8 protein-coding genes and 1 pseudogene are annotated in these 9,084 nt (G+C 59.4%); 3 read left to right on the plus strand and 6 right to left on the minus strand.

Going from position 1 to position 9,084, the window contains the following annotated elements:
- The 6 genes and pseudogenes from CA237_RS18710 to CA237_RS18735 all read right to left on the minus strand — a co-directional run.
- Positions 1-607: pseudogene (locus tag CA237_RS18710) on the minus strand (helix-turn-helix domain-containing protein); the annotation flags it as partial.
- A gap of 108 nt (positions 608-715) precedes the next feature.
- Complete coding sequence (locus CA237_RS18715) at positions 716-1,876, minus strand: hypothetical protein (protein ID WP_206433021.1); 1,161 nt, start codon at positions 1,874-1,876, stop codon at positions 716-718.
- Between the two features lie 49 nt (positions 1,877-1,925).
- Positions 1,926-3,101, minus strand: coding sequence for an acetyl-CoA C-acyltransferase (locus CA237_RS18720; protein WP_126015217.1), 1,176 nt, complete (start codon positions 3,099-3,101; stop codon positions 1,926-1,928).
- A complete protein-coding gene (gene egtD / locus CA237_RS18725) occupies positions 3,086-4,072 on the minus strand; it encodes an L-histidine N(alpha)-methyltransferase (protein WP_164523924.1) in 987 nt (328 codons plus the stop codon). Before egtD ends, CA237_RS18720 begins: the two co-directional genes overlap by 16 nt.
- 35 nt (positions 4,073-4,107) lie before the next feature.
- Complete coding sequence (gene egtB, locus CA237_RS18730) at positions 4,108-5,337, minus strand: ergothioneine biosynthesis protein EgtB (protein WP_241215558.1); 1,230 nt, start codon at positions 5,335-5,337, stop codon at positions 4,108-4,110.
- A gap of 154 nt (positions 5,338-5,491) precedes the next feature.
- The gene (locus CA237_RS18735) at positions 5,492-6,706 is read right to left on the minus strand and encodes an IS256-like element ISSpma2 family transposase (protein ID WP_126015227.1); all 1,215 of its coding nucleotides are present in this window, start codon (positions 6,704-6,706) and stop codon (positions 5,492-5,494) included.
- Between the two features lie 359 nt (positions 6,707-7,065).
- On the opposite strand from CA237_RS18735, the gene msrB reads away from it, so the two are divergent.
- From msrB to CA237_RS18750, 3 genes are read left to right on the plus strand one after another with little or no spacing between them, the layout of a single operon-like run.
- On the plus strand, positions 7,066-7,518 hold the full coding sequence (gene msrB, locus CA237_RS18740; protein WP_126015229.1) for a peptide-methionine (R)-S-oxide reductase MsrB: 453 nt from the start codon (positions 7,066-7,068) through the stop codon (positions 7,516-7,518).
- A 14-nt stretch (positions 7,519-7,532) separates the two neighbouring features.
- The gene (locus CA237_RS18745; protein WP_126015221.1) at positions 7,533-8,747 is read left to right on the plus strand and encodes an alpha/beta fold hydrolase; all 1,215 of its coding nucleotides are present in this window, start codon (positions 7,533-7,535) and stop codon (positions 8,745-8,747) included.
- A 14-nt stretch (positions 8,748-8,761) separates the two neighbouring features.
- Positions 8,762-9,070: an antibiotic biosynthesis monooxygenase gene (locus tag CA237_RS18750; RefSeq protein ID WP_126015223.1), complete on the plus strand. Its 309-nt coding sequence runs from the start codon at positions 8,762-8,764 to the stop codon at positions 9,068-9,070.
- Positions 9,071-9,084 lie beyond the last annotated feature (14 nt).

Genomic DNA, 9,084 nt, shown 5'->3' on the forward strand with positions numbered 1-9,084 from the left:
CTTGAGCGCCATGTCCAGCGTGTCGGTCACGTCCTCGGCGCGCATGGTGGTGCGCAGGTTGGGCTACGCCTGCCTTCGGCCCCCAGGCGATGATGTAGCGCGAGAAGTCGTCGAGCACGGTCGAGAGGTGCATCCTGCCCCAGCCGATGATCTTGAAGTAGGTGAAGTCGGTCTGCCACATCTAGTTCGGTCGGGTGGTCTTCGTGTGGAACTGGTCGGCGGCCTTGATCACGACATGGGCCGGGCTGGTGATCAGGTCGTGGGCTTTGAGCAGGCGGTAAACCGTGGCTACCGACACGAAGTAGCGCTGCTCGTCGGTGAAGCGCACCGCCGATTCACGCGGGCTCAACTCGGACTGCTCCAGCGCCAGCTCGATAATCTGGTTGCGGATGGCCGCCGGGATGCGATTCCACACCCGACTCGGCGCAGATGGCCGATCCTCCAGCGCTTCCGGCCCGCCTTCGAGGTAGCGGCGGCGGTACCAGCGATAGAACGTCCGGCGGGGGATGCCGAGCTGGTCCAGCGTGCGCTTGGCAGGCAGGTGCGACTGCTCGAGGAGCCTGATGATTTCGAGCTTCTCCGATGCAGGATAGGCAAGCGATTTTTTGGACGAGGGCTGGGGCTTCATCTTCGTTCCTTCGTCACTACGACGAAGCCCCAATCCTCCTTACATCACAACCTCAAATCTGTGCCATGGGCTCTGACAGAGGACAGGTCAATTGAGTCGATAAACTATCGGGCAGTTCACGTTGAATCCGCCCGGTCCAAATTTCCCGTTGAGCCCGCCTACGTAGCCAGCGGCTACGGCTGCCCGAACTTCGGATGCAGAGTGGAGGCGTTTGACTGCCCCATCCACTCGGGCCTTGTCATTCCACACCACCGGAAAAATGTCCCATAATGGGCTGTATCCCTTCGTGTCACCAGGGACATAGTCAAAGACATCGAGAACCGACATGCCATCAGAAATCGCGCTGTTGATGCCCTGCCGCTGAGGGTTGCTTGCTCCCGTTTGGCCATTGACCGTGACAAAGTTTCGATTGACGTAGCTGGATTGGGTATCCTCGTCGTCTACTGGCAAGCCTGCGAGGCGCGGAGCGTAGACGGCCGCCTCGAGCACCGACACCAGATCGGCATTCGATTCGGTAGAGATGAACAGGTACGAGCGACCGTTGTGCAGCCCGATATTCGCCTGGAGGGTGACTGTCCCGGTTTTTGGGCAAATCTTGACCACCCGGTCATGAACCAGTTCGTGATTCACGTTTCCGTCGCACATGGCGTTTAGCGATGCAGCATCCACCTTGTATGCGATGGTCGGGGCATTGACTATGTAGCCGCGCGCGCCGCCGATCCGTGTGAGTGGCGTATAGTCATGATCACCCTTGGCACCTATGGTGAAGCCCTTGGGAGGGAAGAAGTTGGGGGCGTCTCCGGGTGTCAGTGAACGTGCAGGTGAAAAGTCGACACCTCCCGCTGCGAATATCAACTGCTTGGCCCTGCCGATATAGCGACCGCTACGAACAAATCTTGCATCGGCTCGAGACAGACTCGGCGCGTAGCTGGTCCCCAATTGACGAGCGGCGGAAAGATCACTGGCTTCGGTGACGATGTACCAGACAGCATCGCCGTTTTCCAGCCGCCCCCTGCGCAATGGAAGCGTGATCGTGTTGTCCGCCGCATTGAGCACTGATCCACGATTCATCGCCATAGGCCCCTTGGCCGCAACCTTGGATCCAAGCTGATAGGGTGCGGCGATAACCCCGGTCACGTTCTTGAGCGCCTGGTCACCCGTTTCCTCGGCACCCCGTTGCGCCGACGCAGTTCCAGTCGCAACGATCGCAATTGCGGCTGCGCTCGACAAGATTGTAGAATACCTCATTTTTACGTCTCCTTATATTCAGGCACAAATCAGGTCTGCCTGGTTGAATTCAATACACTTCGAACAGGACCGCGGCACCTTGTCCGCCGCCGACACACATGGTCACGACCACATAGCGGGCTCCGCGACGCCTGCCTTCGATCAGGGCGTGGCCCGTGCAGCGTGAACCAGTCATCCCATAGGGGTGCCCGATCGAGATCGAACCGCCATTGACGTTGAGCATGTCATTCGGAATGCCAAGCTTGTCCCGGCAATAGAGCACCTGAACGGCAAAGGCCTCGTTCAATTCCCACAAGCCTATGTCATCCATCTTGAGCCCGAAGCGCTCGAGCAATCGGGGAATCGCAAAGACCGGGCCGATCCCCATTTCATCCGGCTTGCAGCCCACAACCGCCATACCGACATAACGGCCCAACGGGGTCAGTCCCCGCTTTTCCGCAAGCCGTTCCTCCATCAGGATGCAAGCCGACGATCCGTCCGAAAGCTGGCTGGCATTGCCCGCTGTGATCGAGCCGCCGGGGATGACCGTGCGCAGGTTGGTCAGGACATCAAGCGTGGTTTCGGGGCGGTTGCCTTCATCCTTCGTGAGATGAACTTCCTGATAGCCAACTTCGCCCGTTTCCTTGTTGACCACTGCCTTGCGCGCCGTGACCGGAACGATTTCATCTTCGAACAGTCCGGCCGCCTGCGCCGCAGCGGTACGCTGCTGCGATTGAAGGGCGTATTCATCCTGTGCTTCGCGGCTGATGCCATAGCGGTTGGCCACCACTTCAGCGGTCTGGATCATCGGCATGTAGATATCGTCATGCAGCGCGGTCAGATCGCTGTCGAAGTCGATGCGAAAATCCGGGGTCTCGATCAGCGAGATCGATTCCTGACCGCCGCCCGCTACAATGTCCATGCGGTCAACGATGATCTGCTTGGCTGCGGTCGCGATGGCCATCACACCGGACGAGCACTGCCGGTCCAACGACTGAGCCGCCACGGTATAGGGTAACCCCGCACGCAAGGTAACCAGGCGTCCGATATTGTTGGCGGCAGCACCTTGTTGCAAGGCGCTGCCATAGACCACGTCGTCAACCTCTGCCGGGTCAATCCGCGCGCGGACCACCGCCTCGCGCAATGACAGGGCGCCCAGTGTTGGGGCCTTGGTCGCGTTGAATGCGCCCCGGACGGCCTTGCCGATTGGGGTCCGTGCGGTCGATACAATCACTGCGCTACGCAATTGTCATCTCCATCTTGGAAATACTCTTCAAGAACATCACGTTTGGCTAGAAACAGCGTGAACCAGTCATCGGGTGCCGACCAGGATTGGATCGGGTCCCAGCCACCGCAACGCAGCAGCATTCGGGCTTCTTCGAAGCGGTATTTGTGGCTGTTTTCGGTGTGAAGCGATTTCCCGGCCGTGAAGGTAACTCGCTCCTGCCCGATCGAGAAAGACAAATCCTTGTTAGCCACCAGATGCATCTCGATCCGGGCGCGTGCTGCGTTCCATCTGGCTTCGTGAGTGAAATCAGCCACCGGTATATTCACCCCAAGTTCCCGGTTTACGCGGGTCAGGAGATTGAGGTTGAACGCGGCGGTAACGCCTTGAGAATCGTTGTAGGCCCGCTGCAACACCTCAATCGGCTTCACCCGGTCCATGCCGATCAGCAGCAAAGCGTCCTTGCCCAGCGTTTCACCCATCCGCCTGAGCAGATCGGTTGCCTGGAGCGGTTCGAGATTTCCGATCGTCGAGCCTGCGAAGAATCCGATGATCGGCAATCGTCGATGGCATTGAGGCAAGGGTACAGCGCGATTGAAATCCGCCTCGACCGGCGTCACCTCAAGATCGACGAACCGCTCCATGATGACGGCGGATGACTCGCGCAGATAGTCACCCGAAACGTCAATCGGAACATAGCGCGTTGGGTTGATCGCCTTGATCAATGCCGGAGTCTTCGCGGCGCTTCCGGCGCCGAATTCCACCAACATCCGGCCCGCGCCGATTGAAGCACGCAATGCATCGGCCGCTTCGCGAAGCAGGTCAAGCTCCGTCCTGGTCGGGTAGTACTCGGGAAGATGAGTGATCTGCTCGAACAGTTCCGAACCGCGGTGGTCGTAGAGCCAGCGCGCTGGCAAGGTCCAATCCGAGGTGTGGCAACATCGCAGAAAATCAGCCCGCAGTTCCTCCGTTTCGTCGGAGGCCTGTTTCAAGTTACCTTCGATTGCGACTGTTGCGGTCCTCACTCTCAAATGTCCTTGGCCAAGCGCACACCACTGAATTGCCAGCGCTGGTGCGGGTGGAAGAAGTTACGATAACTTGCGCGCATGTGCCCCCTGGGCGTGGCGCAGCTTCCGCCTCGCAGGACCATTTGCCCTGACATGAATTTGCCATTGTATTCGCCCACCGCGCCCGGTGCGGTTCGAAAGCCAGGATACGGTCGAAACGATGATCCGGTCCATTCCCAGACGTCGCCGAACATCTGCTGAAGCCCAGATCCATCCGCCGGGCGCGGCGTGACCGGCCTTCCGATCTCGAGTTGATTGCCCGACAGTGAATCAATCGCTTGCGCCGAGACTTCCCATTCCTGTTCTGTCGGCAGTCTTGCGCCGGCCCATGAAGCATATGCATCGGCTTCGTAGAAGCTAATATGTACGACCGGAGCCTCCGGATCGAGCAGCCGCAGCCCGCCTAAAGTAAAGGATAGCCGGCCCTGGAGGCATCTTTCCCCCCAATAGAGCGGCGCGGAAATCTGTTCCGAATTAATCCACGCCCAACCATCGGAGAGCCAGTGTCGCGGTTCTAGGTATCCTCCATCCTCAATGAAGTTCTCCCATTCGCGATTGGTGACGCAGCGGTCGGCGATGGCAAAGGCGGGCAGGAGTGCTTGGTGGCGCGGCCTTTCGGCATCGAACGCGAATTCGGGGCCATCATGACCAACCGCCACGACCCCTCCTTCGAAGGCGTGCCATTCAAGCGGCCGGGCCCGGCCTTGTGCCTCATTCACGGGGCTACCGCAATAAGCCGGCCGCAGCGGGTTGCTGGAAAATGCATGAAGGATGTCGGTAAGCAGCAATTCCTGGTGTTGTTGTTCGTGCTGGATGCCCAGCTCGACAAGATCCAGAGCTGCGACGCTCAGCGCACCAAACGACGATTGGATCATCGTATCGACATGTCGGCGATAGCCGATCACTTCGGTCAGCGTCGGCCTCGAGATCATCCCGCGCCGCGCACGCAAGAGCCGCTGTCCTTCGGCTTCGTAATAGCTGTTGAACAAGAACGGCCAGGAATCGTCAAACAACGTGTAGCCCGGAACATGGTCGCGCAGAATGAAGGTTTCAAAGAACCAAGTTGTATGGCCCAGATGCCACTTGGCGGGCGAGGCATCCGGCATGGACTGGATTGTCGCATCGGCATCGCTCAGCCCTTCGGCAAGCGAAAGGGTCAATTCGCGCGTCTCGCGAAAGAGATCTAGCATTTCGCGCGTCTCGCGAAAGAGATCTAGCATTTCTGAAACTGACATGAACGCGCTGCTTGGGGACCATTCAACGGGATGTGAACCGATCAGACCCTAGAGGCACTGGTCACGTCCGTCAACGTGGTGTAATTTCGGCGGTGGCCCTGGGTCATCGTCAGGCGGCCTTTGCGGTGATGTGTAGTGGCTGATTTTCCTCCTCGATCATGGATTGGTTGAGTTCGGCCATACCCTCGATCTGCATGTAGCGGTGCTGGAGTTGCCATTCGTCGTTCTGCTCGAGCAGGACGGCGCCAACGAGGCGGACGATGCTGTCTTCGTTGGGGAAGATGCCGACGACATCGGCGCGGCGCTTGACCTCCTTGTTCAGCCGCTCGAGGGGATTGGTCGAGTGTAACTTCGTGCGGTGCTGGGTGGGGAAGCCGGTGTAGGCGAGCACGTCGGTTTCCGCCTCGTCCATGCAGGCGCCGAGCTTCGGCCAGCGGGTACGCAATTGGTCGGCGACCTGCCGCCACACCTGCGTTGCGCTTTTCTGATCGGGCTGGAGGAAGACCTGGCGGATGGCGGCGGCGACCACGGTGTTCTGGCCCTTGGGCACGTAGGACAGCGCGTTCCTCATGAAGTGGACGCGGCAGCGCTGCCAGGTGGCGCCCATGACGCGGGTGATCGCGCCCTTGAGGCCCTCGTGGGCGTCGGAGATGACTAGTTTCACCCCTGTCAGGCCGCGCCGGACAAGGTCCTTCAGGAAGTCGGACCAGAAGACCTCGGCTTCGGAAGGGCCGATATGTAGGCCGACGATCTCGCGCCGGCCCTCGGTGTTGACAGCCATGGCGATTATCGCGGCGACACTGATGATCCTGCCGCCTTCGCGCACCTTGAGGTAGGTCGCGTCGAGCCAGAGGTAGGGCCACTCGCCGGTCAGCGGGCGCTTCAGGAAGGCCAGAACGCGCTCGTCGATGTCCTTGCACAGCTTGGAGACCGTGGACTTGGAGATGCCGGTCATGCCCATGGCCTGGACCAGTTCGTCGACCCGCCGGGTGCTGACGCCGCCGATCCACGCCTCCTGGATTACCGCCACCAGCGCCTTCTCGACCATCTTCCTGGGCTCGAGGAAGCCGGGGAAGTAGGAGCCCGCGCGCAGCTTGGGGATCTTGAGGTTCAGCGTGCCGACCCGGGTATCGAGCGAGCGATCACGATATCCGTTGCGCCAGGTGGCGCGCTCACCGGATCGTTCATGCCGTCCGGCACCGATCAGGCCGTCGACATCGGCCTCCATGATCAGCTGCAGGACGTTCTCGGCAATGGTGCGCAAAAAATCCGGTTGGCCGCCCTTCGCAGCCAGCTCTTCGATCAGTAATCTGTCCTCGGTCATCGGGAACTCCTCTTCGTCACGGTTGAAGTGTGCAAACTCCACCATAACGATGAGCCCGGTGGCCACCAGCGACGCCGCATTCCGGGGTGGGGCATGCCCCACCCCGGAATACACCGTCACATACACCGGAAATTACACCACGAGCGCGGACGCTAGCGAGGCACTCTCGTGAACTTCGCCGAATATATTCTATGCATTATCTGCATACTTTGGAAGATGTCCCCGATTCTCAAGCTTCTGATGACATATCCGACGCGCTGATCCCATCCCGGCTGCGCGCTGACTTTCCGAAGCAACCTGTTAATGACGGGGCATAGCTTGCGTATTTTTGGGCGCAGTGCAGTGAGGAGATCATGCCGATGGACTGGAGTGATGTTATCCACCTTGCCAACAACGGCAATCATTCGCCTCCGCGCCGTGTCGAGAGGAGCGAAGCCGAGTGGCGCGAAATCCTCGATCAGGACCGCTTCTACGTCATGCGACTGAAGGGAACGGAAAGGCCGTTCTCAAGCGAAATGTGCAGCCTGTTTTCGCCGGGACGGTACGTCTGTGGATCGTGCAAGACTGAATTGTTCGATTCACGCAGCAAATTTGACAGCCGCTCCGGCTGGCCAAGTTTTACCGAACCGGTCGATCCCTCCGCCGTGGCCTATCACATGGATACCAGCCACGGAATGCAGCGTGTCGAAACGACCTGCAGTGTCTGTGACGCCCACCTGGGACACGTTTTTCCCGATGGGCCGCAGCCAAGCGGACTGCGGTTTTGCATCAACGCCCTGGCTTTGGACAAACTCGCCGAGGCCGAGGGATAAGGCAACCACCTATCATGGCCCAGGGCAAATCCGAACCAGTCGAATTCATGGGTGCTGCCGGCCGCCTTAGCGGGGTTATCGAATACCCCGCGAACGCGCCAATCAGGGGGGGGGCCGTCTTTGCCCATTGCTTTGCCTGCGGGCGCAACAGCATTGCAGCCGTCAAGGTTTCCCGAAAGCTGGCTGAAAAGGGCTTTGCGGTCCTGCGCTTCGATTTCGCCGGGCTTGAAAAGAGCGAAGGCGAATTCGGCGCGACCGGCGTGCTTGGCAATGCCGATGATATCATCGCCGCGGTCGGAGCAATGGCGCAGCGCGGACTTGCCTGCAATTTTTTGGTCGGGCACAGTTACGGAGGCGCAGCGGTTATCGCGGCAGCCGGCCGATTGCCGCAGATCGAGAACCTAGCCACAATCGGTGCTCCGTTCGAAGTCGATCACGTGCTCCACACTCTGGGTGTCGATCGGAAAGAACTGGATCGATCGGGCAAGGTCAGATTTGCGATCATGGGCCGCGAACTGGCCGTCTCTGCCGAATTCGTCCAGCAGGCGTCGAACCAGGAGCAGGCTTCAAGGCTGCGGGCTCTGACCCAGCGACTGCTGGTTTTGCACGCCAGGAACGATGAAATCGTGCCTTATCAGCAGGGTGAAAACCTGTTTCTGGCCGCGGGCGGGGAAAAGTCGTTCGCTACGCTGGCCAGCGCCGATCACCTGTTGCTGGTCCCTGGCGCGCCTGATGAGGTGGTGGGCCTGATCGACCAGTGGATCTCGCGGGTTTCAGCTACGACTACCGAGCAATCGCGTCCATTGCCGGCTACCGTTCGGCTGCGAACTGCAGGAGGCACCTTTACCCAATTTGTCCAGTCGCAAACCCACGATTGGTTTGCCGACGAACCGGAAGATGTCGGTGGTGCCGACCTTGGTCCCAGCCCCTATGATCATCTACTGGCGGCGCTGGGATCGTGCACCTCAATGACGATCATGCTCTATGCCCGCAGAAAAGGAATTCCGCTTGAAGCGGTTGAAATCGAACTCGAACATGGCCGCGAGCACTTGGCCGACTGTACGGATTGCGGCGACAGCAAGATGCGCATCGATGTAATCGATCGGTCCGTTCGTCTGCTTGGCCCCCTGGACGATATGCAGCGCGCGGACCTACTGCGGATCGCCGATCGGTGCCCGGTACATCGCACCCTTGAGAACCAGATTGAAATCAAGACCTTGCCCTTCTGAAGATGGAGAGATTAATGCCAAAAGGCGGAATTATTGCAGCATTCCGGACTATGCCGGCCGAAAAAACGCTGGCTGAATTCAATGAACTTTATGCCGAGATGAGCGATATTGTCGCCGCGATGCCGGGCTATTTGGGGCACAAGGTGTTCAAGGCGGACGATGGTGAGCTGGTGGTTGTTGCCGAATGGAGCGATCGGGAGGCATTCCTGGCGTGGGATCACCATCCTGATCACTTGCAGGCAAAGGAACTTGGCAAGGCTACGCTTCTTGATACTTACGATGTTGCGGTGGGTGAGGTGTTCGAGCACCACCGCAAACCCTAGGCGGTGTTTGCAAA

The organism is Sphingomonas sp. ABOLH (assembly GCF_003951715.1).
Classification (GTDB): Bacteria; Pseudomonadota; Alphaproteobacteria; order Sphingomonadales; family Sphingomonadaceae; genus Sphingomonas; species Sphingomonas hankookensis_A.